This is a genomic window from Clostridium sp. AF27-5AA (genome assembly GCF_003478415.1).
GTDB lineage: Bacteria > Bacillota > Clostridia > Lachnospirales > Lachnospiraceae > Otoolea > Otoolea fessa.
This window is the reverse complement of record NZ_QUFH01000008.1, coordinates 1-25070: the sequence shown is the minus strand read 5'-3', so window position 1 is coordinate 25070 and position 25070 is coordinate 1. Positions and strand designations below refer to the sequence as shown.

Genomic DNA, 25070 nt, shown 5'->3' with positions numbered 1-25070 from the left:
GGAATTTTGAGCATCATGCACAGTCCAATTTATCCCCTGTATCCCAAATGATAAGAAATTTCCACACCATTTATCATAAACAACTCTCTCTTCTTTGGCAAAGGCTTCATTTTTCAAATCATGCATTTCCGTTCCATATGTCCGTAAAATCCGTGCATTCAAATTTTCAATTTCTTCCGGCGTCATTTTTACTGATTCTAACACATTTTCTATATCGATCCAATGCTCTGCCTGGCATTGTTCCTTCGAAACATCTGGTGCGAATGATAAAAAAGACGATCTCATATGAACTGATCCAAAACAGCCTGCTTAATTTTCGTATCTTTTATATGATGCATCTTCCTTTTTTATACACAATAAGGAATCGGCAGCCCCCCAGCTGGCGTCTCGTCGTTTCCGAAAGTGCCCCCAGCTGACTGACCAGCAAATCCATCAGATCCTCGCCGTCCATGGCATATCCACTCTAACTCACATTACTGATACTCAATCACATACCAAATCCAGAACTACCTCTTGCGTCTCACATTCCCACAAAAGGCATCTGCTTCCACGATTGAGTCCCCAGATTTAGTAATTCTCCGCATGAACCTCGAAATAAGCCTGCGGATGTGCGCATACCGGACAGACTTCCGGTGCTTTCTCGCCTACTACGATATGACCGCAGTTGCGGCATTCCCATACCTTCACTTCGCTCTTCTTAAATACTTCCTGTGCTTCCACATTGTGAAGCAGGGCACGGTAGCGCTCTTCATGGTGCTTTTCAATCTCCGCTACCATACGGAATTTCGCTGCCAGTTCCGGGAATCCTTCTTCCTCAGCCGTCTTGGCAAATCCATCATACATATCTGTCCACTCATAGTTCTCGCCGTCTGCAGCAGATGCCAGATTCTCTGCGGTATTTCCCAGACCGTCTAATTCCTTAAACCACATCTTTGCGTGTTCTTTCTCATTGTCTGCGGTCTTTAAAAAAAGGGCGGAAATCTGCTCAAATCCCTCTTTTTTTGCCTTGGATGCAAAATAGGTATATTTATTTCTTGCCTGTGATTCACCAGAAAAAGCCTCCCTCAGGTTCTTTTCCGTCTGGGTTCCTGCATATTTGTTAGCCATTGCATTGTCCTCCTTTTAATTGCATGAAAACAGTTCATCTTTTCTTTCTATTATAGCACGCTTGAATGTTTTTAATATGTTTTTCAAAAGCATTTTTTTCCAACATCCAGACAAAAACAGGGATATCAGACGTTCAAATCTGATATCCCCGTTTCTTTTCTAAATAGGAATCTACTACCTACCGCTTCCCCTACGCCTCATCAATCGCATGCCCGATATCATGGCGCATATATTTGTTAGCGAAATCGATCCACTCGGTCGCCTTGTATGCGTTGGCGCGCGCCTCTTTCAGGTCTTTGCCCTTTGCAGTAACGCCCAGCACTCGACCGCCATTTGTCACGATATCGCCGTCTGCATCAAACTTCGTGCCTGCATGGAATACATAGTAACCGTCCGTGTCTTTGAATTTCTCCAGACCGTGAATCTTGAAGCCCTTTTCATATTTCACCGGATAACCATCCGACGCCAGAACAACACAGACTGCCGCATTGTCCTCAAATTCAAGCTCAATCTGATCCAGGGTTCCGTCGATACATGCCTCAAAGACTTCCACGATATCGTTCTTCATGCGCGGCAGGACAACCTGTGTCTCCGGATCGCCGAAGCGCGCATTGTATTCCAGCACCTTCGGACCATCTTCGGTCAGCATCAGACCGAAGAAAATGATGCCCTTGAAGGTACGTCCTTCCTTCTTCATCGCGTCAACCGACGGCTGATAGATGTACTTTTTGCAGAATTCGTCTACTTCTTTTGTGTAGAACGGGCTTGGCGAGAAGGTTCCCATACCGCCTGTATTTAAGCCCTGATCGCCGTCCAGCGCCCGCTTGTGATCCTGGGAGGAAGTCATAATGCGGATCGTATCGCCATCGACGAAGGAAAGGACAGAAACCTCGCGTCCTGTCATGAACTCCTCGATGACCATCTGATTGCCGGCAGAACCAAACTTCTTGTCCTCCATGATCTCCTTGACGCCTGCCTCTGCTTCCTCTAAAGTATTGCAGATCAGAACACCTTTTCCAAGTGCCAGACCATCTGCTTTCAAAACGATCGGCATCTTAGCGCTCTGTAAGTATTCCAGCGCCTTGTGCGGATCGGTAAAAGTCTCATAGGCTGCGGTCGGAATGTTGTATTTCTTCATCAGATCCTTGGAAAATGCCTTCGATCCTTCCAGAATCGCCGCATTTTTTCTCGGTCCAAATACACGCAGTCCCTGTGCCTCGAACACATCCACGATACCGCCAACCAGCGGATCGTCCATGCCAATCACGGTCAGATCAACCTCATGCTCTTTCGCAAATGCCGCCAGCTTATCAAATTCCATCGCACTGATCGGCACACACTCTGCATACTCTGCGATTCCCGCATTGCCCGGTGCACAATAAATTTTATCTACCTTCGGACTCTGAGACACTTTCCATGCGATCGCATGCTCACGTCCGCCGCTGCCAACGATTAAAACTTTCATGTTCTTCTCCTTATATTCTTCCGTTTGCAATCGCATCGATCGCCTGCGGAAGCAGTACCCACTCTGCCTGTTCCATCACGCGCTGCTGCAGCGTCTTCGGCGTATCATCCGGCTGCACCTCTACGGCTTTCTGGAAGAGGATCGGACCGGTATCGGTTCCCTCATCCACATAGTGAACCGTCGCGCCCGTCACCTTGACGCCGCGCGCCAGTGCCGCCTCATGCACCTTCAGTCCATAATAGCCGACGCCACAGAAGGACGGAATCAGGGACGGGTGGATATTAATAATTTTATTTCTGTATGCCTCGATCATCGCCGCCGGAATCTTCACAAGAAATCCAGCCAGAACGATGAGATCCGGCTTACACGCCTTGACGGTCTCTAAAAGCGCCTCATCGAATGCATCTCGCGTCTCATACGCCTTCGGAGTCACAACAAACGCCGGGACACCGTGTTTTTTCGCGCGCTCAATCGCATAAACGCCCTCATTGTTGCTGATAACCGCCACAACTTCTGCGTTCGTGATCTTGCCGTTATCAACCGCATCCAGGATTGCCTGCAGATTTGTACCGCCGCCAGACACCATTACAACGACTCTTAGCATAATGTTACTCCCTTTTCTCCTGCCTCAATGGAACCGATGATGTACGGTGTATCGCCAGCGGACTTCATTGCCTCCATCGCACGCTCTGCATCAGCCGCATCGACTGCTACAACCATGCCGATACCCATGTTGTAGGTATTGTACATCATATGCTCCTCGATATCGCCTTTCTTCGCCAGCATACCAAAGATTGGCGGAATCTGATAGCTGTCTTTCTTGATGACTGCGCGGACACCGTCTTTCAGCATACGCGGAACATTCTCATAGAAGCCGCCGCCTGTGATATGGCTGCACGCTTTCACAGTCACGCCTGCATTCTTCACTGCTTTCAGCGCCTTTACATAGATACGGGTCGGTGCCAGAAGGGCCTCGCCAAGCGTGGTTCCCAACTCCTCATAGTAGGTCTCCAGCCCCTCTTTGTTAAGTTCCTTCTCAAATACCTTGCGGACCAGGGAGAAACCATTGCTGTGAACGCCGGTGGATGCCATACCGATCAGTACATCACCCGGTTTCAGGTTTTCGCCGGTAATCATGTCTTTTTTATCAACCACACCGACAGCAAAACCAGCCAGATCATAATCTTCCTCCGGCATCAGTCCCGGATGCTCGGCTGTCTCGCCGCCGATCAGAGCTGCCTCCGACTGTAAGCAGCCTTCTGCAACGCCTTTTACGATATCCGCGATCTTTTCCGGATAGTTCTTGCCGCAGGCAATATAGTCCAGGAAAAACAGCGGCTCGCCACCTGCACATGCAATGTCGTTGACACACATCGCAACCGCGTCGATACCGATCGTGTCATGCTTGTCCATGATGATCGCCAGTTTTACCTTGGTACCACAGCCGTCCGTACCAGATAAGAGAACCGGATCTTCCATCTCTTTAATCTTTGCCAGGGAGAATGCACCGGCAAAGCCGCCCAGACCTCCCAGCACTTCCTCACGCATCGTTTTCTTTACATGCTCTTTCATCAGTTCTACCGACTTATAACCAGCCTCAATATCTACTCCGGAATTCTTGTAATCCATGGTTTTCCTCCGTATGTCCTTGTTTATATTTTTTGTTTTTATTTCTGTGCCAGATACTCTTTATGTCCCAGCTTCTGTAATTTCTCATCCTTACCGGCTACTTCATTCTTCATCTCCTCGGAGTATGCCTTTAATTTCGCTAACAGCTCCGGATCGGAAGTTGCCAGAATCTTGGCTGCCAGAATACCCGCGTTCTTGCCGCCGTTGATCGCTACCGTTGCAACCGGAATACCGGATGGCATCTGTACGATCGAATACAGAGAATCAACTCCGCCTAAATCCGAGGTTTTCATCGGAATACCGATTACCGGCATCGGGAACAGTGCCGCGCACATACCCGGCAGATGTGCTGCCTTGCCAGCACCTGCAATGATAACCTTAAAGCCTTTCTCCTCAGCGGATTTTGCATAGTTAAAAAAGATGTCTGGCTCACGGTGTGCAGAAATGATTGTCATTTCATAATCAATCCCCATCTTGTCCAGAAAATCTGCTGCCTGTGCCATGATCGGCATGTCCGAATCGCTTCCCATTACAATTCCTACTTTTGCCATCGTTCATTCTCCTTTTCTCTGCATTGTATTTATTAGTTCTACTTATAAGTAATTTGAATAAAAACAGCCTTACTTATTAGTAATGATACTAGGTTTTTCATGGCAAGTCAATAGTGTTTCGAGAATCCTTCAAAATTTCGTCATACGTTCTCATGTGGCGCTTCCTGTTCCAAAATAATGTAGCCGTAATCAAGAACAAATTTCACTCTGACATTGCAGCCCATCCTGCTTTTATGTTATCCTTATTGGAATGACAACAAATAACCCATTTTCACCCCAAAGAGGTTCCCTAAATGAAACGGACATTATCATACACTATTACAAATAAAAACAAAGCTGACACCATCGGCGCCTTCCTCCGCGATGCCGGATATTCCCGCCGCATACTCATCGAGCTCAAACAGAACCCTGAGCAGATCTGCCTGAACGGAACACCGTCCTGGCTAAACACACCGCTTCAGATCGGAGACACCCTGACGCTCTTTCTCCCGGACGAACCCGTTTCTTCAGATATTCTTCCGGTCAATCTTCCGATCGATATAGTATATGAAGACGAAGATCTCATAATACTCAACAAAGCCACCGGAATGCCTGTCCACCCATCCCAGGGACACCATGAAAATACTCTGGCAAACGCCCTCGCGTACCGGTTTGCCTCGCGCGGCGAACATTTCGTGTTCCGTGCCGTGAACCGCTTAGACCGCGACACCACCGGTCTTCTGCTGATCGCCAAACATAAAATAAGCGGCGCATTTCTCTCCGCCATGACTGCAAAAAAAGAGATACGCCGCGAATATCTCGCGATTGTTGCCGGTAAACCAGAAGAATCCGGCACCATCGATCTGCCGATCGCCCGAAAAGATGGTTCCACCATCGAACGCTGCATCGATATGGATCATGGGGAACACGCCGTCACCCATTACCGGTGTCTCGATTACCGGGACGATCTCGGCTGCTCCCTCGTCCGGCTTCGCCTGGAAACGGGGCGCACCCACCAGATCCGGGTCCACATGAAAGCCATCGGGCACCCACTTTTAGGGGATTTTCTATACAACCCGGATTACCGCTTCATCGGACGGCAGGCGCTTCACTCCTATACGGTGGCATTCCGGCATCCGATCACAGGGGAAGCAATGGAGTTTACGGCTCCGATGCCGGAGGATTTTTCCTTTTTCCATTAATACTGCTTTCTCAGTCCCTTCGGATAATGGTTTTTCAGCGTACCGCCGCTCTTCTTGCCCCATCCGAGCGAATACCCGTCCACACTCACAAGGCACCAGCCTTTTCCGGCGTCTTCCTCAGAAAGCTGGATCGTCTCGCCGCGCAGGTATGCCGCCGTCTCCGGCGCGGCGGCAGACAGGTTCACGTTCTGTTTTACCTCCGATGGATGCAGGGCAAGTGCCAGCGCGTGGGACGGCTCAAAACGGTTTTTCTTAAATTCTCCCATCTGAAGCCCCGGGCGAAGCACCCGCAGCCCCTTAAAATCGACCATCTCCTCCGGCGTCCGGTAAAGCTGGTCGCCAAACATCGTCATCGTACTGTCCGCTGTCCATTTCTTCGGCTCAATAAATATCTCTTTGCAGAAATCCTCATAGACTGCCAGAAGCTTCTTGTCCTTCATTGAAGCCGGATATTTACGCTTCACGATCTCCGGCTCACCCGTTTTTCGAAGAAGTGCCGCATAATGGCCTTCTCCCTCGGTCCGGTGCGGCCAGATACGGACCGTTTTCTCGATTCCATCCGTCACACCCGCCCCCCAGGCTGGAACGCCGTGCGAAAGTCCCGGATAGTCCGGCGTTTCCTCTAGCGCAAACTCTGGATGTGCCTCTAAGAAACGTCCGATCGCCTGCTCGTCCTCCTCCGGCGCAAAAGTACAGGTGGAGTACACCAGCCGTCCGCCCGGTTTCAGCATCATCGCCGCATTTTCAAGAATCTCCTGCTGCCGCCCAGCACAGCGACGCACATTCTCCGGGCTCCATTCCGTGACCGCCGTCTCATCCTTGCGGAACATTCCCTCGCCGGAACACGGTGCATCCACGATGATCCCATCAAAAAATGCCGGAAAATACTTCGTCAGCCGCCCGGAATCTTCATTTGTCACAACCGCATTCCGGATTCCCATGCGCTCGATATTCTGCGAGAGAATCTTTGCACGCGCCGGATGGATCTCATTGCTCACCAGAAGTCCTTCTCCGCTCAGTCTCGCCGCCGCCTGCGTCGATTTTCCGCCCGGTGCCGCACAGAGATCCAGAATCATTTCCCCCGGCTGCGGGTTTAAAAGCGAAGCCGCAATCATCGCGCTCGGCTCCTGAATATAGTAAACGCCCGCATCGTGGTACGGATGACGCCCCGGACGATCCTCCGCCCCATAAGCGAATCCCTCCGCCGCCCACGCAACCGGATTCAGAGAAAATGGAGCCGTCTTAGCAAATTCCGCCGGATCCGTTTTCAGTCCGTTCACGCGCAGTCCCTGTGAGCGCTCCTTGTCGTAACTGGCGATAAACGCATCGTACTCCCTGCCGAGCATCTGTTTCATTCGTTCAGTAAATGCTGCTGGTAAATTTATCATGGTTTTGTATTATCCTTCTTAATCAAACATATAATTCATCTTTCCTAAATAATAATACTATTACATAAACAGCAATTCCGTCAACTATTTCTGCCTCTTCTTTCCAGTATCTTTTCCGCCCCATTTTCCCACACTATCCTCATGATTCGATGGATATTTACGTTCGTTCTCCTCCCATTTTTTAGTTTCTCACTCACACGCGGATGCAATCTGTTTTCTTCCAATTTTTCCAGTATCAGCATCGCACTGCACCGACGCGGGGAATTTTTTCTCTGGTGCCTGCTCTGCGGCGGCTTTTTCTACTCCCAACTCTCCCTGTACCGCCCCCGCCAGGCAAAATACTGCCTGCTTCTCCTCACTGCCGCTGCCCTGCTGCCCTATACCCCGGAGCACCTCCCAGTCTGTGCTATCCTTCACACGCTTCTGGCACTGGCGGCTGCACTGTTATTTCTTTATAATCTGTTTTATTTAAGCTTGCAGCTCTATCTTTCGTCCCCAGCTCCTGCCCGTTATTCCCAACCCCCCTCCAATACTGCCTTTTTCAGCAAATTGACTCACTCTTTGGATTCTCCTGCTGCCCGTGGGCGCCTCTGCCTCCTGCTTCTCTGGACTTCTTGTGTTTTCTGTCTGGACAGCTGGATTTTATCGGGAATCATCAACAGTGCCATGGAAATTTGCCTGACCTTAACCGCTGGCGTACTGTTCTGGCTGTTTTTTCCTTCACTACGCCTGGCATCGAATCATCCGCATTCCCTGTTGTAATTCTTGCAAAGCGTTTTTTAAACATCTCCCTATCAACAAAAAAAGCCAATTCTATATCTCTCTTAATACACCAAAGATATAAAAACTGGCTTTTTACCATTCTTAAATTTTTATACCTGCTCCCTCATTTTAAGCAGATATGGTATGTAAACTTCCCGTCATACAGAGCCGGAAACTTCACCGAACGACCACCTTAGTACACAATCTTGTACTCGCTGGAACCTTCTCCATTTACCACATAGTAAACGGCACGCTCTTCCGGTTTAACATACAGGGTCAGAGTCTCAATCTCGTCCTCTTTATGTCCCAGAGCTGCATATGCTTTCTTTGCTTCTGCCTCCAGCTTCTCGATAGAAATCTCAGCACCTGCGTACTGTACGTATGCAACTGTCTTTACTTCCTTTTTCTCAGCTGTCTTCTTTGCTGCAGTGGTTGTCTTTGTGGTTGTCTTTGTGGTTCTCTTTGCAGTTGTTTTCTTTACGGTCACGTCTGTCTCCTTTTTCTCTGCGGCTGCTGCCATCTCTTTCTTCTCTGCGAGGGCGGTCTCCTTCTTCTGTACCGGCGCTACGGCTGTTTCTTTCTTCTCTACATGTGCCAGTGCAGTTTCCTTTTTCGGAACGGATGCTACTGCCGTCTCTTTTTTCTCCACCGCTGCAACAGCTGTTTCCTTCTTTGCCACTTCCGCTACCGCTGTCTCTTTCTTTGCGACTGCTGCCACTGCCGTTTCTTTCTTCGCCACTTCAGCTACGGCTGTCTCTTTTTTCTCCACAACAGACGGAACCTTTTTCTCTTCCGTTGAAACAGATTTCTTTGCCGCTGTCTTGGCTAATGTTTTCTTTCTCTGAACCATATATCTCATCCTCCTTCTCTGCTTTCTCCGCAACGTCTTCCGGCTTGTGATTCTGTGCTCACTCACACGGCGCAGCTTTTCTGCCTGCGGCAATGCCTCATATCCGATTCATTCCCGACAGTCGAAGTAGGGACACCGCCTAATCACATCCTTGTCATTCTGCGGTATCCCCATAATTTAATTGTCTTATATTCAAGTTTCCCCAAGTTGTCTGTCCATTCAGATTATCACACAAATGGTCTTTTTCCGCCCTTGATCCACCGTCAAGCACATCCTATCCCTATTTCCATGACCTTGTCTGAACTTTAACAAATTATACGGCAATTTCCTGTTTTTGTCAACAAAACCGCTCTTCCTACCGAATCGCCAAGTACAAATTATAAAATCCAGTTACACTGACGATTCCCACCATAATCGGCGTCAGGAATCGGATGCAGAACACCCAGAGTTTTCCCAGACGGAATTTCGTACCGTCCGCCTCGATCTCCGCAAGCAGATACTCCGGTTTCCATTTCCAGCCTACATAGTAGCACATCGTGAGTCCACCGAGCGGCATCAGAATATTATCCGTTACCAGTCCGGCGAAATCAAAGACCGACTGATTCAGGATTGTGACATCACTCAGGACGCCGAAGGACAGCGCACTCGGAATGCCAAGCAGCGTGATCGCCGTACCAATCACAAGCGCCGCATGCTTGCGTTCCCAGCCCAGCGAATCAATCGCAAAAGAGGCACAGACTTCCAGAAGTGCGATCGCACTCGTAACGGCTGCGAAAAAAACCAGCGCAAAAAACAGGATTGCAAAGAAAGTTCCCCCCGCAATATTCGCAAATACCATCGGCAGTGTGCCGAAAATCAGTCCCGGTCCCTGTCCCGGCTCCAGACCGAAGGCAAATACTGCCGGAAAGATCGCGATACCCGCGAGAACCGCAATCACGGTGTCCAGACCACCGACGATCATACAGCTTTTTGGAATATTTTCCTTTCCACTCAGATAGCTTCCGTAGGTGATCGTGATACCCATACAGAGACTCAGGGAATAAAACACCTGTCCCAGTGCCGCGCTGACAGAAGAAAGCGTGAACGCCGAAAAATCCGGCTGGAAGATAAATAACAGTCCTTTCGAAGCTCCCGGAAGCGTCACGCTTCTGAAAATGATGACAAATAACAGAACCAGAAGCATCGGCATCATCAATTTGCTCGCTTTCTCAATGCCATTGATGCCAAAATAGCAGACAGCTATAGTCGCTGCCATAAATACAATATGCCAGATCACCGGCTCGCTGCTGCCGATAAAGGCGTTAAAATCCGGCGCTGCCGCCGTCGTCACATAGCTGGCAATATACTTTAAAATCCAGCCGCCGATGACGCTGTAATAACTCAAAATAATAAACGCCGCCAGTACGCCGAATATACCGACAATCCGTGCGTGCGGATGAATGTCCGCATATGCCTGCACCGGATCATGCCGCGTCTTCCGTCCCAGGGACATTTCCGTGATCATAACCGGCAGTCCGAGAACGACGATAAAAAACAGATACGCAACCAGAAATGGAAATCCACCGTTCTTTCCCATCAGATATGGAAATTTCCACAGATTTCCCAATCCAATCGCCGCCCCAGCCGTCGCCATAATAAAGCCCAGCTTACTCGCCCATTGTTTGTTTTTACTCATGTGTAGCCCTCTTAGTATTCTTTCATTTCATATTTGATATAGCCTTGCGTTATAACGCAATATGGACTATTATATCGAATTTTAGGGACTATGTAAACCGTTTTTAAGTGGGAATCACGCAAAAAAGCCTGTCCCCCGACACCTTTCCCATGCCAAAAGACAGACTTTTCTCTATTTCTTAATTCAATTCATTTCCGGCAGCACACTCCCGGCATTCCAGAAAGCCACGCCGAATTTCCACTTTTTATCTTAGTCTTCGATCGTATCGATCAGACTGTCATCATCAAAGTAATTGATCCGCATCGAAGCCTTCACATCGCGAAGTGTCTCAGCAGCCTTCGCCTCTGCTGCCTTGCTTCCCTCTTTCAAGATGTCAAATACATCCGGGATTCTCTTCTCCCATTCCTGGCGTCTCGCGCGAATCGGAGCCAGTTCAGCCTGCATGACGTTGTTTAAGAATTTCTTCACCTTCACATCGCCCAGACCACCTCTCTGGTAATGCGCTTTCAGCTCGTCCAGGTTCTGGTAATCCGGCAGGAACTCTGCAAAATACTCCGGACGGCAGAATGCATCCAGATAGATGAAGACCGGATTGCCCTCGACTTTACCCGGATCCTCGACACGCAGGTGATTTGGATCTGTAAACATGGACATGATCTTCTTCTTCACATCTGCTTCCGAATCAGAGAGGTAGATGCAGTTTCCAAGCGATTTGCTCATCTTTGCCTTTCCATCGATACCCGGCAGACGCAGACACGCCTTGTTGGACGGAAGCAGAATCTCCGGTTCCGTCAGAGTCTCGCCGTACACGCTGTTGAATTTATGGACGATCTCCTTGCACTGCTCTAACATCGGCATCTGATCCTCTCCAACCGGAACGGTCGTCGCGCGGAATGCAGTGATATCCGCCGCCTGGCTAATCGGATAAGTAAAGAATCCAACCGGGATGCTTGCCTCAAAATTACGCATCTGAATCTCTGCTTTTACGGTAGGATTTCGCTGTACACGGGATACCGTAACCAAGTTCATATAGTAAAAAGTAAGCTCTGTCAGCTCCGGCACCATCGACTGGATAAAGATGGTGGATTTCTCCGGGTCAATTCCACAAGCCAGATAGTCCAGGGCAACCTGCAGAATATTTTTACGCACCTTTTCCGGGTGATCGGCATTGTCCGTCAGTGCCTGCGCATCGGCAATCATAATATAAATCTCATCGAACTTGCCGGAGTTCTGAAGTCTCACTCTCTCGCTCAGAGAGCCAACATAATGTCCGACATGTAAGCGCCCGGTAGGACGATCGCCGGTTAAAATAATTTTCTTCATCTATTTGTTTCCCCTTCCATTCTGGTGTTTTTTCTTTAATGGATTTTTGCGCGTGACTGTTAAGGTACTGAACAGTTACGAAAATATTATATATCCTGGCTGGCAGACTGTCAACATTCTGAGACTCCATCTTCCCCAGTAACTCTGTAACTCTGTTACCATTCTTGTCTTGCATATATATGTTAAACACCAGAATTTCCAGTTCCGGAAATTTACTTGCTCTGCGCAAACAGCCAGTCTCTGACTACTTCTGGCTCTTACTCCTGCAGGTTTACCATCACATCCGAAACATCCACTTTCTTATCGATCAGCCCGCTCTCGCTCATCCAGTCGATGTTTTCCTGCCAGCACTCTTCGGTCTGGGTCAAAAACGGAACCTCATCGCTCTCCATGAGCGGCAGAAGTGTCTCACAGGACTTCTCCTCCACGCTCTGGGTCAGAGGGAAGTTTTCCTCATTCTGATTATTCATCAGGATTGCCAGGCAGCCATTCGGATCGTTCTTAAAGTCTTCAAAGCCCTTCTTCGATGCGCGTAAGAATCCTTCCAGAACTTCCGGCTCCTGCTGGATCATTTCGTTGTTGGCAAGGAATACTTCCTCATAATAATTCGGGATTCCATATCCAGCTGCCATGAAGTAGTTGACATCAAAGCCCTCTTCCTCCATCTGCGGAACCTCATGGTTAACAAGGCATCCGATCGTCGCATCCACATTGCCGGTCGTCATAGAACTCATCAGTTCAAATCCGACATCGATCAGGTTTACATCCGATGCATCCGCTCCCACATATTCCATCATGCTCTTGACAACCGCCTCGCTGAGTGCTGTTCCGCCGTAACCAACGGTTTTTCCAACCAGATTTTCCGGTCCTGTGATATTCTTATCCTTTAAAGAAAGAACGACACTTAACGGGGACTGCACGATCGCACCGATGGATTTGATCTTCGTTCCCTGATTGGCAACCGCCTGGATCACATCCTGCTGATAGTACATGCCGATCTCCGCCTTTCCAGCCGCTACCAGTGATAACGCATCGTTCGCATTGGCCGGAAAACGCACTTTCACATCCAGTCCTTCTTCCGCATAATAACCGCGCTCGATCGCCGTATAAATAAAGGTATGGATCGCATTCGGATACCAGTCAAGAACCACATTGATCTCTTTAAGATCCTGACTTTTTCCATCTTCCGAGGCCTGTTTCGCATCCGTGCCCTCTGCCTGACTCTCTGTCAGAGCAGCTGTCTTACTCTTTTCGCTGGCCGTTCCACATCCGCCAAGTGTCATCATTCCCATCACTGCTGCCATCACTGCGGCAGCCATTTTCATTCGTTTTTTCATCTCATATCCTTTCAGTTTTACAAATTTCCGTCTATATTTCCCTATCACTTATATGTTTTCCAGTTTTTTTGCATATGACTTGCTGGATTCACATACCAATCTCAACGATCTGGACTTCTTCACGAGTAGCTCTTTTTGTGAATACACTTTTTTCGGCCTGCAGCACACATTTCAAAAATACAGACTTTTCAATATCCGCACACATACTTCAAAATTTCATCCTATATCACAATTTCCTACTCATTCCTCCAGAAAATCATCCGCTTTTCAAGCAGCGAGACAACCCACGTTGCCGCCATCGCCACTACCGATAAGAGCAGAATCGGTGCAAATACACCGGCTCCATCTAACTGGGTCATCATTCTCCGGCTGAAATATCCGAGTCCGCTCTGGGCGCCCAGCCATTCTCCAATCGCCGCTCCGATGATCGACAGCGGTACCGCCATCTTGATCGCTGAAAAAAAGTACGGAAGCGTCGCCGGAATCTTTAATTTCAAAAAGATCTGACGTTTATCCGCGCCAAATGTAAACAAAAGTTCTTCCATTTCCGTCTTCACCGACCGGAACCCGTCAAATACCGTGATCGTGATCGGGAAAAACGTAATCAGTACCGTTACCAGCACCTTGCTCCAGATCGTGTAGCCAAACCAGAGGACAAACAGCGGTGCCAGCGCCGTCGTCGGGATCGTCTGCGAGGCGATGATCAGCGGATACAGCGCCTTTCTTGCCGTCTCACTGGCATCCATCAGCACAGCCAGTCCCACGCCCAGCACAATTGAGATCAAAAGTCCAATCGCAACTACCGACATCGTCGCCGGCAGATGTGCCGTAAATAATGGACCCCGAAGTTCCCACAGCCGTACAACCACCTGAACCGGAGACGGGAGAATATAGGCCGCATCAATCCCCATAGCCGCTGCCTGCCATGTAAACAGAAGCACCGCCACCAGAATCAGGGCTGGAAGATTCGCATTCATCCGGCTTCCCATTTTATTTGTTTTTTTCTGTTCCATCACGCCTTCTCCTTCTTAAGCATTCCGATCAGTTCTTCCTTTAAGGACAGAATCTCCGGTCTGCGAAGCTCTTCCCGGGATCGCGGATATCCCGCCGGGACCTCGATGGAGCGCAGATGTGTGATCGGTGACTGTTCCACCACGAGAATCCGGCTGGACAGAAACACCGCTTCTTCCACATCATGCGTGATGAAAAGAACCGTCTTTTTCTCCTTCTCCCACTGTTCCAGAAGCCACTCCCGCATAGACAGTCTTGTCAGATAATCCAGGGCTGAAAACGGCTCATCCAAAAGCAGAAGGTCTGAACCCGTCAGAACCGTTCTCGCAAAGGCGGCTCTCTGGCGCATACCGCCGGAAAGCTCTTTCGGCGTCTTATCTCCCCAGTCTGCAAGTCCAACCGATCGAAGCGCATCATCCGCTTTTTTCTGCATCTGTTCCTTCGAATATCCGCCCTGAATCTCCATCGGAAGCATCAGATTCTCCCGCACGGTGCGCCATGGAAACAGCAGATCCTGCTGCGGCATATATCCGCAGTAATTTTTCTTCGTTTCGATCGATTCCCCATCCACCCGGATCACACCGGAAGCCGGGGTAAGAAGCTTATTTACCAGCCGGAAGATCGTACTTTTTCCACAGCCGGAAGCGCCGATGATGGACACAAACTCCCCATTCTGGACTTCAAACGACAGATGGTCAATGATCGAAAAATCCTCTACCGCATATTGGAAACGCACGTTGTCAAATGTAAGCATATTTACCGCCTCATTTCCCACGCCATATCCCAGAATGCCGCTTCATAGCGGGAGCAGGCCACAAAAATATCCACCAGATGTTTCTTTTGTTTCTCAGACAGATCCTCTGCCAGACGGTTCATCCACTCTACAAGGACTTCATTTTCCTTGTGGTAAGACTCGGAAGCGTATCCCCGGATCCACTCTCCATAAAATGGATGTTTGTCGGCATCCGGTCTGTCTGCTGCGATTTTCTTCGCAATCCATTCATAGCTGAGGGCGCAGGACAATATCGCTGCTGCTGCCTCCGGCGCGCCCCCCTCATAAGCGATGCGAAGCATATAAGAAGTATAAGAAAGGTTATCCAGAGCGACCGGCGTCTGTTCCGCCTCTTCTCTGGTTATCCCCAAACGTTCCATGTAAGCACGGTGAATATCCATCTCCCCATCCAGAATCGAGTGGGTATATCCGGCAAACAGGCGCATAAATGCGAGATCCGTTGATTTTGCCGCCCCGATGGAAAACACCTTTGTGTAATCAATCAGATACAGATAATCCTGTATCATATAATATTTGAATTTATCATGATCCAGACTGCCGTCCGCAATGCCTTTTACGAACGGTTTTTCATTGTAACCAGCCCAGATCTCCTTTGTGGCTTCCAAAAGCCTCTCTGTCATTGTCATACGCGTTCCTCCGCAAATCCTTTTCCCCGGAAATCAAATCCATGATCCATCGGACCGGATCCTTTGCCGAGATCCAGCATCGCTCCCAGTGCGCCGGAAATATATGCTTTGGCACGTTCCACCGCGGTGTCGAGATCATAGCCCTTCGCCAGATTGGATGCAATCGCGCTGGACAGGGTACAGCCCGTCCCATGGGTGTTGGAATTGTGGATGCGTTTTCCGTTAAACCAACGGTATCCACCGTCCCGGTATAAAAGATCGTTGGCATCATTTAACTGATGTCCGCCCTTGCAGAGAACCTCACAATGGTACGTTTCACTGATCCATTTTGCTGCCGTAATCATATCGTCGGCAGACTTAATTTTCATTCCCGATAAGACCTCCGCCTCCGGAATGTTCGGTGTCAGAACCGCCGCTAATGGAAAAAGCGATTCTTTCAATGTGTCGATGGCGTCGTCACCGATTAACTTTGCTCCGCTCGTCGCCACCATAACCGGGTCCACAACAATGTTTTCTGCCTGGTACTCACAAAGCTTCTTCGCAATCGACTTGATCAGTCCGGTTGATGAAACCATGCCGATCTTTACCGCATCCGGACGAATATCCGTAAATACGCTGTCAATCTGCTGTTCCAGAAATTCCGGGGTTACCTCAAAAATCCCCTGGACGCCGGTTGTGTTCTGGGCCGTCAGCGCCGTGATCGCACTCATTCCATATACTCCATTGGCGATCATCGTCTTTAAATCGGCCTGGATACCGGCGCCTCCGCTGCAATCACTTCCAGCGATTGTTAATGCTGTCTTCATAATTAACTCCTTTCAGGCATCAATAACTTTTATAAGGCGACACAAGGTGGTGCCCCCAATGTGCCGCCATAAAAAACCTTTTGCAAAGTTTCTTACCATTTTTTAATGAAGCTTTTTTCACAAGCTTTTTCTTATAAACTTTTTCATGCCATTTTTTTGACAAAATGACAACGTTTTCAACTTTACAGAACCTTTTTTACAGCTTCCTTCAGTTCCTCTGCTGCCTTTTCAATATCATCGGCCGCAAACAGGGCGCTGACCACTGCAATGCCGTCCACACCTGTTCCTTTTAACAGCTCCAGATGTTCTTTATTCAGTCCGCCGATCGCAACAACCGGAATATCGACTGCCTGACAGATCTTGGCAAGCATCCCCGGCGTCACGGCATCGGCGTCCTTTTTGGTTCCCGTCGGATAGATGGCTCCGACTCCCAGATAATCCGCCCCATGCTTTTTCGCAAGAAGCGCCTGTTCTACATTTTTGCAGGAAACGCCGATGATCTTATCTGGTCCCAGCTTTTCCCGGACCTTTCCCGCTTCCATATCGCTCTGTCCCACATGGACGCCGTCCGCATCCACCGCCAGGGCAATCTCCACGTTGTCATTGATCACAAACGGAACCTGATACTTTCTGCAAAGCATTTTAAGCTTCTTTGCCTCCTCCAGAAACTCCGCCTCGTCAAGCTCCTTTTCTCTCAGCTGGACAAACGTCGCCCCGCCCTTCAAAGCTTTCTCAACCTGACTCTCCAGAGTTTCCCCCTTCAGCCATGCGCGGTCTGTCACCGCGTAAAGCAGCATATCTTCCGGTCTGCAGTTCATCTGCATTTCCTCCTTCTCTCAGCTGTTCTTATAAAAACGGACACTAAAGCTCTATTATCTTACTTCAAATTTTGCTCCGGCCTCCAGCGCTTCTCCGTTCATGCAATAAATAGCATCAATGATATAATTCCGGTAGGTTGCATTGCCGTCCAGTTCACTTAAACGGGCGTATGCCTTCTCTCCGGCCAGTCCCATCGCGCAGACTGCCGCAGCAGCTGCCTCAAGCGGCTGTTCCTGGTTGGCTGTCACAAAGGCCGCCGTCAGAGCCGAGAGCTGACAGCCGGTTCCTGTGATGGAAGACATCTCCGGACGACCGTTGTAAATGCAGTATGCCTTCTCCGCATCCGCCACAATGTCGATCGCACCGGTGATCGCAACGACCGCGTTCATCTTTCCAGCAAATGCCTTCGCAAAAGCTGCCGCCTCGTCCAGGTTTTCCTTCGTCACCCGGTCTGCCAGATCGGCATCCACGCCCTTCGTCGTTCCATTTCCAAGTGCCAGTGTCTTGATCTCCGAAATGTTCCCACGGATCACGGTAAACCTGACTTCCTTTAAAAGCTGATTGGCGGTCTCTGTTCTGAGTTTCGACGCACCGGCGCCTACCGGGTCTAAAACTACCGGATGACCCAGCTCATTTGCCCGCTTTCCGGCAAGCAGCATGGATTCGATGGTCCGGCTGTTTAATGTGCCGATATTGATATTCAGTCCGCCGCAGATGGTCTGGATATCCGAAACTTCGTCCTTATCATCCGCCATGATCGGGGACGCGCCGCATGCGAGTACCACGTTGGCACAGTCATTGACAGTCACGTAGTTCGTGATGTTATGGATTAACGGACATTTTTCTCTTACATTATCAAATATTTCTTTAAACATGTGCTGGCTTCTCCTCTCTCAGTGCTTCCTGCATTCCTGCTAAAATATTGGCTTTCTTTAAACTTAAAATCAGAACCGCACTTATGATCGCGCCTCCCGCGGTCGAGATCAAAAACGGAACCACATAGGCATAGACAGCCAGTCCCGCCGCGCTCTTTCCCATCAGGAAAACCGCCACCGGATATGCCGCAAATCCGCCCAGAATGGACGTTCCAAGCACCTCACCGATCAAAGTTGCGAACACACTCTGCGTTTTCTTGTAAACCAGTCCGCAGATCAGGGCGCCAAACATACTGCCCGGAAATGCCATCAGACTTCCAAGTCCTAACAGATTTCGGATCAGCGCCGCTGCAAAGGCCGCTCCCAGTCCATAGCCCGGTCCCAGAAGAACGGCACACAGGATATTTACCATATGCTGTACCGGGGAACACTTACTTCCGAACACCGGAACGGAAAATAAACTTCCTACGACGGCAACGGCACAGAATACAGCCGCAATCGCCAGTTTTTTCGTGTTTGTCTTATTCATTTTTCTTCTCCTTCTTTGAAAATTTGCAACTGTTCTGTTTCTTTGATATTCTTGAACAGTTACGAACAATTTACGTTTTCTGCATGAAATTCGGTCGATACTCTCTGGTATCCTCTCACGCCGGAACACGGCTTCCCATCGCTGCCTACAAAGCCCAGGGCGCTCCCCCTCAGCTCGCCGCACACATGCGGAATACGTTCCCCCTTTCAAAGAATTTAATTTTAAAAGAATGTGCCCTGGCACATTCCCGCGCCGAGCGCGGTCGCTTGCGACATGATTCCCTTCCGCCGCAGTGCGATCCCGCCCGGTAGGGCTTTTTATATAACAGGAAATTTCAACGGATTTTCCTGTTATATGAAAAAACAGGAGATACCCCTGCGGATATCTCCTGTAAAAATTCATCTCATGACTTCCTACGACGGCATTATCCGCATCAGGTTAAAGGGTCGAAGTTCGATTACTTCCTCTCAGCCCGCTAACGAGCTCCCCTGTTTTTATCAAATTTGCAATGTTTCCATGCTGAACCATCGCCAGACTTATTATAGCGCATCTGGCGAAATTTTCAAGTGCGACTTTCTGGTGCACTTTTATCCCCTATCCTTTCACGATCAAGGTCAGCGTAAGCGCCCGCCAGATTCCGGTGAGTCCCATAATGCCATCCAAAAGAATCGCTAATGGGATCCCGAGACCGGTAAATGTAATGCTGCGCAGACTGCAAAGGTGCGTCTGCAATCAGCTGAGGCGTTCCATTCGTGTTATTACACAAATCCCCAAAACCTCTACACAACTCACTACACACTTTTTTACACAATTCGCATAAGAAGATATAATAAATTGCAACAAGTTATATAAAAAAGTATCAAAAAACAGTACACAAAAAAGTGCTGAAACCCTGCATAAATACTGGGTTTCAGCACTTTCTAATAAGTTATATGAAGTTACAACAAGTAGTTCGCTTACTGTGCCATCTGCTTTGCAACTTCCTCTGCAAAGTTCTCTTCCTTCTTTTCGATACCTTCGCCAGTCTCGAAACGAACGAACTTCTTAACAGTGATCTTCGCGCCATTCTCTTTAGCAACCTGAGCTACATACTGAGCTACGCTCTGCTTGCCATCCTCAGCCTTAACATATACCTGATCCAGAAGACAGATCTCTTTGAGCTCTTTCTTAATACGACCCATAACCATACCGTTGATGATCTTGTCGTTTGCATCCGGCTTCTCGTTCTTAGCTGCTACAGTCAGGATCTCTTTCTCTTTTGCGATGTAATCTGCATCTACTTCGCTGTCGTTGGTGTACAGCGGTTTCAGAGCTGCGGCCTGCATAGCTACGTTCTTAGCCATCTCTTTGATTGCATCGTTTACAACGTCAGTTTCAACGTCTACCAGAACGCCGATCTTGCCGCCTGCATGGATGTAGGAAGCAACGAAACCGTTCTCCTCAGCTAACTGAGCAAAACGACGGATCTTCATGTTCTCGCCGATGATGGAGATCTGGGAAGACAGAGCCTCTGCAACTGTCAGGGACGGATCCTTTGCCCATTTTTCAGCCAGGAATGCGTCAATATCTGCTGCGCTTGTGTTCAGCGCCTGCTCAGCAACATCAGATACATAGTTCTGGAACTTCTCGTTCTTAGCTACGAAGTCTGTCTCTGCGTTTACTTCTACTACAACTGCCTTCTTTTCATCAGCGGTAACCTTAGTCATAACGATACCCTCTGCTGCAATACGGCCAGCTTTCTTAGTAGCGCCTGCAAGTCCTTTTTCTCTCAGGAACTCAACAGCTTTGTCCATGTCGCCATCTGTAGCTGCAAGAGCTTTCTTACAGTCCATCATACCAGCGCCTGTCATTTCACGTAACTCTTTTACCATTGCGGCTGTAACTGCCATCTTAAATCCCTCCGTGTATATAAATTCAGGTACACTTGCGTATACCCGCTTGGAGCACGCTTTAATGCGGAAATCCGCGGCGTGCTCCTGGTTTTTTGGTTTCAGTTCTTAAGTTTTGTAAGCTTAAATTAAGCCTCTGTAGCCTCTGCTTCGCCCTCTGCTGCAGCTGCCTCAGCCTCGCCCTGCTTAGCTTCGATAACAGCGTCTGCCATTCTGGAAACGATCAGTTTTACGGCACGGATAGCATCATCGTTACCCGGGATTACATAATCCAGCTCTTCCGGATCACAGTTGGTATCGATGATACCGATCAGCGGAATACCCAGAGTATGAGCCTCCTGTACGCAGATTCTTTCCTTCTTCGGATCTACTACGAAGATAGCATCCGGGATCTTCTTCATATCTTTGATACCGCCCAGGTTCTTCTCCAGCTTCTCCCACTCTTTTTTCAGCTCGATAACTTCTTTCTTCGGCAGAACGTCGAAAGTTCCGTCCTCAGACATAGCCTCGATCTGTTTTAATCTAGCGATACGGCTCTGGATGGTCTTGAAGTTTGTCAGCATACCGCCTAACCATCTCTCATTTACATAGAACATACCACATCTCTCAGCCTCGGTCTTGATAGCGTCCTGAGCCTGCTTCTTTGTACCAACGAACAGGATTGTGCCGCCGTCTGCTGCGATATCGGATACTGCCTTGTAAGCCTCATCTACTTTACCTACAGATTTCTGAAGGTCGATGATGTGGATACCATTTCTCTCGGTGTAGATGTACGGAGCCATTTTCGGGTTCCATCTTCTGGTCTGGTGTCCAAAATGTACACCTGCTTCGAGTAACTGCTTCATTGAAATAACGCTCATGTTTCTTTCCTCCAATTTTGGTTTTTCTTCCGCCGTCTTCTCATGCTTTCCGCGGGGACTCATAATGAGCACCGTCCTGCGCAAATCCGACCGGCGTGAATTTTCAGCCTTTATACTATATCACAGGCAAGGTATACATGCAAGTGAAAATTAAAAAAATCACGCATTTTCCTTCATTTTTCTTTGTTTCTTGAATTTCTTCCAGCAAGCATATACGGAATGATAATACAAAACCTTCAGTAAAAACTTTTAGCAATTCTATGTAAATTAAAAGCGGGCTCCGAAAACCTCGGAACCCGCATAAATCCTAGAAATAAAAAAGAGCGCGAGACGGGACTCGAACCCGCGGCCTCGACCTTGGCAAGGTCGCGCTCCACCAACTGAGCCACTCGCGCATATTTGTAAGAATCGGGGTGACAGGATTCGAACCTGCGACCTCCTGGTCCCAAACCAGGCGCTCTAGCCAAGCTGAGCCACACCCCGTCATCCACGTTTATATTTGATTTTCTTGAACGTTTATATACCTTCAAAACTGCACACTGAATTTCTTCTACTTTCTATCTTTCATCCTTTTAGGAAATAACTTCCTCTTACCTATCCTTAACCATAACCTTTTGGTTAAGCCCTCGACCGATTAGTAACAGTCAGCTTCACGTATTACTACGCTTCCACCTCTGCCCTATCTACCTCGTCGTCTTCAAGGGGTCTTACTACTTGCGTATGGGATATCTCATCTTGAGGGGGGCTTCACGCTTAGATGCCTTCAGCGTTTATCCCGTCCCGGCTTGGCTACTCTGCCATGAGCTTGATAGCTCAACAGATACACCAGAGGCCAGTCCACCCCGGTCCTCTCGTACTAAGGGCAGCTCCTCTCAAATATCCTACGCCCGCGCCGGATAGGGACCGAACTGTCTCACGACGTTCTGAACCCAGCTCGCGTACCGCTTTAATGGGCGAACAGCCCAACCCTTGGGACCTACTTCAGCCCCAGGATGCGATGAGCCGACATCGAGGTGCCAAACCACTCCGTCGATGTGAACTCTTGGGAGTGATAAGCCTGTTATCCCCAGGGTAGCTTTTATCCGTTGAGCGATGGCAATCCCACTTTCTACCACCGGATCACTAAGTCCTACTTTCGTACCTGCTCGACCCGTCGGTCTCGCAGTCAAGCTCCCTTCTGCCTTTGCACTCTTTGAATGGTTTCCAACCATTCTGAGGGAACCTTTGAGCGCCTCCGATACCCTTTCGGAGGCGACCGCCCCAGTCAAACTCCCCACCTGACATTGTCCCACCTCCGGGTCACGGAGGTTGGTTAGAAATCCAGTACCACAAGGGTGGTATCCCAACAGCGACTCCGACAAGACTGGCGTCCTGTCATCAAAGTCTCCCACCTATCCTGTACATGCAGTACCGAATCCCAGTATCAAGCTAGAGTAAAGCTCCATGGGGTCTTTCCGTCCTGGCGCAGGTAACCAGCATCTTCACTGGTATTTCAATTTCACCGGGTGCATTGTCGAGACAGCGCTCAAATCATTACGCCTTTCGTGCGGGTCGGAACTTACCCGACAAGGAATTTCGCTACCTTAGGACCGTTATAGTTACGGCCGCCGTTTACTGGGGCTTAGATTCAAAGCTTCGATTGCTCTAACCTCTCCTCGTAACCTTCCAGCACCGGGCAGGCGTCAGCCCATATACCTCACCTTTCGGTTTCGCATAGACCTGTGTTTTTGCTAAACAGTTGCTTGAGCCTATTCTCTGCGGCCACATCTCTGTGGCACCCTTTATCCCGAAGTTACAGGGTCATTTTGCCGAGTTCCTTAACAATGCTTCTCCCGCCGGCCTTAGGATTCTCTCCTCATCCACCTGTGTCGGTTTACGGTACGGGTACATATCACACAATAGCGGCTTTTCTCGACAGCTCGAATCCCGGACTTCGCTACTTTAATTCGCTCCGCATCACGTCTTCGGCTTACTAAGCGGTTTTGCCAGCTTAGCACCTACCTCGCTTGCCCTGGTATCTTCATTCCCAGGTTCCGGTATCTCTCTGTGTCCCCACAGTTCTGATGATATGCAGTACAGGAATTTCAACCTGTTATCCATCGACTACGTCTTTCGACCTCGCCTTAGGCCCCGACTTACCCAGAGCAGATCAGCTTTACTCTGGAAACCTTAGATATTCGGCCTGGAGGATTCCCACCTCCATCTCGCTACTCATTCCGGCATTCTCTCTTCTTAAAAATCCACAGCTCCTTATCGGTACTGCTTCGTCTCTTTAAGAATGCTCCTCTACCAATGTATAATTACATTCCTAAGCTTCGGTGTTGTGTTTTAGCCCCGGACATTTTCGGCGCAGGACCTCTCGACTAGTGAGCTATTACGCACTCTTTGAATGTGTGGCTGCTTCTGAGCCAACATCCTAGTTGTCTTCGAAATCCCACATCCTTTTCCACTTAACACACACTTTGGGACCTTAGCTGTAGGTCTGGGCTCTTTCCCTTTTGACTACCCAACTTATCTCGTGCAGTCTGACTCCCGTACATCATTTATGCGGCATTCGGAGTTTGATATTCTTCGGTAGACTTTGACGCCCCCTAGGAAATTCAGTGCTCTACCTCCGCTAAACTAATACGAGGCTAGCCCTAAAGCTATTTCGAGGAGAACCAGCTATCTCCGGGTTCGATTGGAATTTCTCCCCTATCCACACCTCATCGCCACCCTTTTCAACGGATGTGCGTTCGGTCCTCCATTCCCTTTTACGGGAACTTCAACCTGGACATGGATAGGTCACCCGGTTTCGGGTCTGCACATGCTGACTTTACGCCCTATTAAGACTCGCTCTCGCTTCGGCTCCGGAGCTTTACTCCTTAACCTCGCCAGCATCCGCAACTCGCCGGACCGTTCTACAAAAAGTACGCGGTTGCACCTTAACGTGCTTCCACAGCTTGTAAACACAGGGTTTCAGGTTCTCTTTCACTCCCCTCCCGGGGTCCTTTTCACCTTTCCTTCACAGTACTATGCGCTATCGGTCACTAAGGAGTATTTAGCCTTGGGGGGTGGTCCCCCCGAATTCCCGCAAGGTTCCACGTGTCTCGCGGTACTCTGGATCCTGCCGCTGCTTATCGTTTTCATGTACGAGGCTTTCACTCTCTCTGGCCGGTCTTTCCAGGACCGTTCCATTAACGAATCAGCTCACTTATGCAGTCCGTAACCCCAGAGTGCACGCACTCTGGTTTGGGCTCTTCCCATTTCGCTCGCCGCTACTTTGGGAATCGATGTTTCTTTCTCTTCCTCCGCCTACTTAGATGTTTCAGTTCAGCGGGTTCCCTTCCATACGTTATGTATTGGCGTATGGATGACTGAGGTCTTCTCAGCCGGGTTTCCCCATTCAGATATCTCCGGATCAATGGATATTTGCTCCTCCCCGAAGCTTTTCGCAGCTTATCACGTCTTTCATCGGCTCTTAGTGCCAAGGCATCCACCCTGCGCTCTTATTAGCTTAACCAATTGATTCACACCGCGGGTACGGTGTTCCTCTCAGATGCATAGCGTTGCATCTTTGGCTTATGGTGTTTACAATTAATAATTGCTTGTTTT

General features: G+C 49.1%; 21 protein-coding genes, 2 tRNA genes, 1 rRNA gene and 1 riboswitch. Of the genes, 1 reads left to right on the top strand and 23 read right to left on the bottom strand.

The window, feature by feature from the left end; translation table 11 throughout:
* Window positions 1-567: 567 nt before the first annotated feature.
* The 5 genes from rbr to purE all read right to left on the bottom strand — a co-directional run bounded on the left by rbr (window position 568) and on the right by purE (window position 4752).
* Window positions 568-1107 (bottom strand): rubrerythrin, encoded by a 540-nt coding sequence (gene rbr / locus DWY89_RS09220; protein ID WP_107000364.1) that lies wholly within the window; start codon window positions 1105-1107, stop codon window positions 568-570.
* Between the two features lie 190 nt (window positions 1108-1297).
* Window positions 1298-2572 carry a phosphoribosylamine--glycine ligase gene (purD, locus tag DWY89_RS09215; protein ID WP_118524615.1) on the bottom strand — a complete coding sequence of 425 codons (1275 nt, stop codon included), beginning with the start codon at window positions 2570-2572 and terminating at the stop codon, window positions 1298-1300.
* 10 nt (window positions 2573-2582) lie between these two features.
* Entirely contained in the window at window positions 2583-3176 is a 594-nt protein-coding gene (gene purN / locus DWY89_RS09210) for a phosphoribosylglycinamide formyltransferase (protein ID WP_118467813.1), read from the bottom strand.
* The gene (gene purM / locus DWY89_RS09205) at window positions 3170-4201 is read right to left on the bottom strand and encodes a phosphoribosylformylglycinamidine cyclo-ligase (protein WP_022359210.1); all 1032 of its coding nucleotides are present in this window, start codon (window positions 4199-4201) and stop codon (window positions 3170-3172) included. Before purM ends, purN begins: the two co-directional genes overlap by 7 nt.
* A gap of 38 nt (window positions 4202-4239) precedes the next feature.
* Window positions 4240-4752, bottom strand: coding sequence for a 5-(carboxyamino)imidazole ribonucleotide mutase (gene purE, locus DWY89_RS09200; protein WP_107000367.1), 513 nt, complete (start codon window positions 4750-4752; stop codon window positions 4240-4242).
* Between the two features lie 293 nt (window positions 4753-5045).
* Between purE and DWY89_RS09195 the strand changes: the two genes are divergently transcribed.
* Complete coding sequence (locus tag DWY89_RS09195) at window positions 5046-5933, top strand: RluA family pseudouridine synthase (protein ID WP_118482356.1); 888 nt, start codon at window positions 5046-5048, stop codon at window positions 5931-5933.
* Here the strand turns inward: DWY89_RS09195 and DWY89_RS09190 are convergent.
* The 18 genes from DWY89_RS09190 to DWY89_RS09105 form a co-directional block, all read right to left on the bottom strand.
* Window positions 5930-7321, bottom strand: coding sequence for an RsmF rRNA methyltransferase first C-terminal domain-containing protein (locus DWY89_RS09190; protein ID WP_182429164.1), 1392 nt, complete (start codon window positions 7319-7321; stop codon window positions 5930-5932). The two genes, DWY89_RS09195 and DWY89_RS09190, sit on opposite strands and share 4 nt — an antisense overlap.
* 189 nt (window positions 7322-7510) lie before the next feature.
* A complete protein-coding gene (locus DWY89_RS09185) occupies window positions 7511-7738 on the bottom strand; it encodes a hypothetical protein (protein ID WP_118482355.1) in 228 nt (75 codons plus the stop codon).
* 538 nt (window positions 7739-8276) lie between these two features.
* Window positions 8277-8933 (bottom strand): DUF6465 family protein, encoded by a 657-nt coding sequence (locus DWY89_RS09180; RefSeq protein WP_117796331.1) that lies wholly within the window; start codon window positions 8931-8933, stop codon window positions 8277-8279.
* 355 nt (window positions 8934-9288) lie between these two features.
* The gene (locus DWY89_RS09175; RefSeq protein ID WP_117796330.1) at window positions 9289-10608 is read right to left on the bottom strand and encodes a sodium-dependent transporter; all 1320 of its coding nucleotides are present in this window, start codon (window positions 10606-10608) and stop codon (window positions 9289-9291) included.
* Window positions 10609-10857: 249 nt separating this feature from the next.
* Window positions 10858-11931: a tryptophan--tRNA ligase gene (trpS, locus tag DWY89_RS09170; RefSeq protein ID WP_117796329.1), complete on the bottom strand. Its 1074-nt coding sequence runs from the start codon at window positions 11929-11931 to the stop codon at window positions 10858-10860.
* Window positions 11932-12188: 257 nt separating this feature from the next.
* A complete protein-coding gene (locus DWY89_RS09165; RefSeq protein WP_118523689.1) occupies window positions 12189-13268 on the bottom strand; it encodes an ABC transporter substrate-binding protein in 1080 nt (359 codons plus the stop codon).
* Window positions 13269-13504: 236 nt separating this feature from the next.
* Window positions 13505-14245, bottom strand: a complete 741-nt coding sequence (locus DWY89_RS09160) for an ABC transporter permease (protein ID WP_117796467.1) — start codon at window positions 14243-14245, stop codon at window positions 13505-13507.
* Between the two features lie 35 nt (window positions 14246-14280).
* Complete coding sequence (locus tag DWY89_RS09155) at window positions 14281-15033, bottom strand: ABC transporter ATP-binding protein (RefSeq protein WP_118524614.1); 753 nt, start codon at window positions 15031-15033, stop codon at window positions 14281-14283.
* A 2-nt stretch (window positions 15034-15035) separates the two neighbouring features.
* Window positions 15036-15698 carry a thiaminase II gene (tenA, locus tag DWY89_RS09150; RefSeq protein WP_107000374.1) on the bottom strand — a complete coding sequence of 221 codons (663 nt, stop codon included), beginning with the start codon at window positions 15696-15698 and terminating at the stop codon, window positions 15036-15038.
* Window positions 15695-16504, bottom strand: coding sequence for a bifunctional hydroxymethylpyrimidine kinase/phosphomethylpyrimidine kinase (gene thiD, locus DWY89_RS09145; RefSeq protein ID WP_118293611.1), 810 nt, complete (start codon window positions 16502-16504; stop codon window positions 15695-15697). The genes tenA and thiD overlap by 4 nt, the downstream gene beginning before the upstream one ends.
* A gap of 182 nt (window positions 16505-16686) precedes the next feature.
* A complete protein-coding gene (gene thiE / locus DWY89_RS09140) occupies window positions 16687-17322 on the bottom strand; it encodes a thiamine phosphate synthase (protein ID WP_118472127.1) in 636 nt (211 codons plus the stop codon).
* Between the two features lie 54 nt (window positions 17323-17376).
* Window positions 17377-18198, bottom strand: a complete 822-nt coding sequence (gene thiM, locus DWY89_RS09135) for a hydroxyethylthiazole kinase (RefSeq protein ID WP_118523686.1) — start codon at window positions 18196-18198, stop codon at window positions 17377-17379.
* A complete protein-coding gene (gene thiW / locus DWY89_RS09130; RefSeq protein ID WP_117796324.1) occupies window positions 18191-18727 on the bottom strand; it encodes an energy coupling factor transporter S component ThiW in 537 nt (178 codons plus the stop codon). The genes thiM and thiW overlap by 8 nt, the downstream gene beginning before the upstream one ends.
* A 393-nt stretch (window positions 18728-19120) precedes the next feature.
* Window positions 19121-19227: riboswitch (TPP riboswitch) on the bottom strand.
* Between the two features lie 456 nt (window positions 19228-19683).
* Window positions 19684-20616, bottom strand: coding sequence for a translation elongation factor Ts (gene tsf, locus DWY89_RS09125; RefSeq protein ID WP_107000379.1), 933 nt, complete (start codon window positions 20614-20616; stop codon window positions 19684-19686).
* A gap of 128 nt (window positions 20617-20744) precedes the next feature.
* Window positions 20745-21476: a 30S ribosomal protein S2 gene (gene rpsB / locus DWY89_RS09120; protein ID WP_022359217.1), complete on the bottom strand. Its 732-nt coding sequence runs from the start codon at window positions 21474-21476 to the stop codon at window positions 20745-20747.
* Between the two features lie 322 nt (window positions 21477-21798).
* A tRNA-Gly gene (locus tag DWY89_RS09115) sits at window positions 21799-21871 on the bottom strand.
* Between the two features lie 13 nt (window positions 21872-21884).
* Window positions 21885-21959, bottom strand: a tRNA-Pro gene (locus DWY89_RS09110).
* 131 nt (window positions 21960-22090) lie between these two features.
* Window positions 22091-24978 (bottom strand): 23S ribosomal RNA (locus DWY89_RS09105).
* Window positions 24979-25070: the final 92 nt, after the last annotated feature.

Bases quoted from the DNA above. Each gene is read 5' to 3' on its own strand.
- purM (WP_022359210.1), bottom strand. From the start codon at position 4,201: ATGGATTACAAGAATTCCGGAGTAGATATTGAGGCTGGTTATAAGTCG.
- tsf (WP_107000379.1), bottom strand. From the start codon at position 20,616: ATGGCAGTTACAGCCGCAATGGTAAAAGAGTTACGTGAAATGACAGGC.
- DWY89_RS09155 (WP_118524614.1), bottom strand. From the start codon at position 15,033: ATGCTTACATTTGACAACGTGCGTTTCCAATATGCGGTAGAGGATTTT.
- tenA (WP_107000374.1), bottom strand. From the start codon at position 15,698: ATGACAATGACAGAGAGGCTTTTGGAAGCCACAAAGGAGATCTGGGCT.
- purD (WP_118524615.1), bottom strand. From the start codon at position 2,572: ATGAAAGTTTTAATCGTTGGCAGCGGCGGACGTGAGCATGCGATCGCA.
- trpS (WP_117796329.1), bottom strand. From the start codon at position 11,931: ATGAAGAAAATTATTTTAACCGGCGATCGTCCTACCGGGCGCTTACAT.
- rpsB (WP_022359217.1), bottom strand. From the start codon at position 21,476: ATGAGCGTTATTTCAATGAAGCAGTTACTCGAAGCAGGTGTACATTTT.
- DWY89_RS09165 (WP_118523689.1), bottom strand. From the start codon at position 13,268: ATGAAAAAACGAATGAAAATGGCTGCCGCAGTGATGGCAGCAGTGATG.
- DWY89_RS09190 (WP_182429164.1), bottom strand. From the start codon at position 7,321: ATGATAAATTTACCAGCAGCATTTACTGAACGAATGAAACAGATGCTC.
- thiM (WP_118523686.1), bottom strand. From the start codon at position 18,198: ATGTTTAAAGAAATATTTGATAATGTAAGAGAAAAATGTCCGTTAATC.
- purN (WP_118467813.1), bottom strand. From the start codon at position 3,176: ATGCTAAGAGTCGTTGTAATGGTGTCTGGCGGCGGTACAAATCTGCAG.
- thiE (WP_118472127.1), bottom strand. From the start codon at position 17,322: ATGAACTGCAGACCGGAAGATATGCTGCTTTACGCGGTGACAGACCGC.
- purE (WP_107000367.1), bottom strand. From the start codon at position 4,752: ATGGCAAAAGTAGGAATTGTAATGGGAAGCGATTCGGACATGCCGATC.
- thiD (WP_118293611.1), bottom strand. From the start codon at position 16,504: ATGAAGACAGCATTAACAATCGCTGGAAGTGATTGCAGCGGAGGCGCC.
- DWY89_RS09175 (WP_117796330.1), bottom strand. From the start codon at position 10,608: ATGAGTAAAAACAAACAATGGGCGAGTAAGCTGGGCTTTATTATGGCG.
- thiW (WP_117796324.1), bottom strand. From the start codon at position 18,727: ATGAATAAGACAAACACGAAAAAACTGGCGATTGCGGCTGTATTCTGT.
- rbr (WP_107000364.1), bottom strand. From the start codon at position 1,107: ATGGCTAACAAATATGCAGGAACCCAGACGGAAAAGAACCTGAGGGAG.
- DWY89_RS09195 (WP_118482356.1), top strand. From the start codon at position 5,046: ATGAAACGGACATTATCATACACTATTACAAATAAAAACAAAGCTGAC.
- DWY89_RS09160 (WP_117796467.1), bottom strand. From the start codon at position 14,245: ATGAATGCGAATCTTCCAGCCCTGATTCTGGTGGCGGTGCTTCTGTTT.
- DWY89_RS09180 (WP_117796331.1), bottom strand. From the start codon at position 8,933: ATGGTTCAGAGAAAGAAAACATTAGCCAAGACAGCGGCAAAGAAATCT.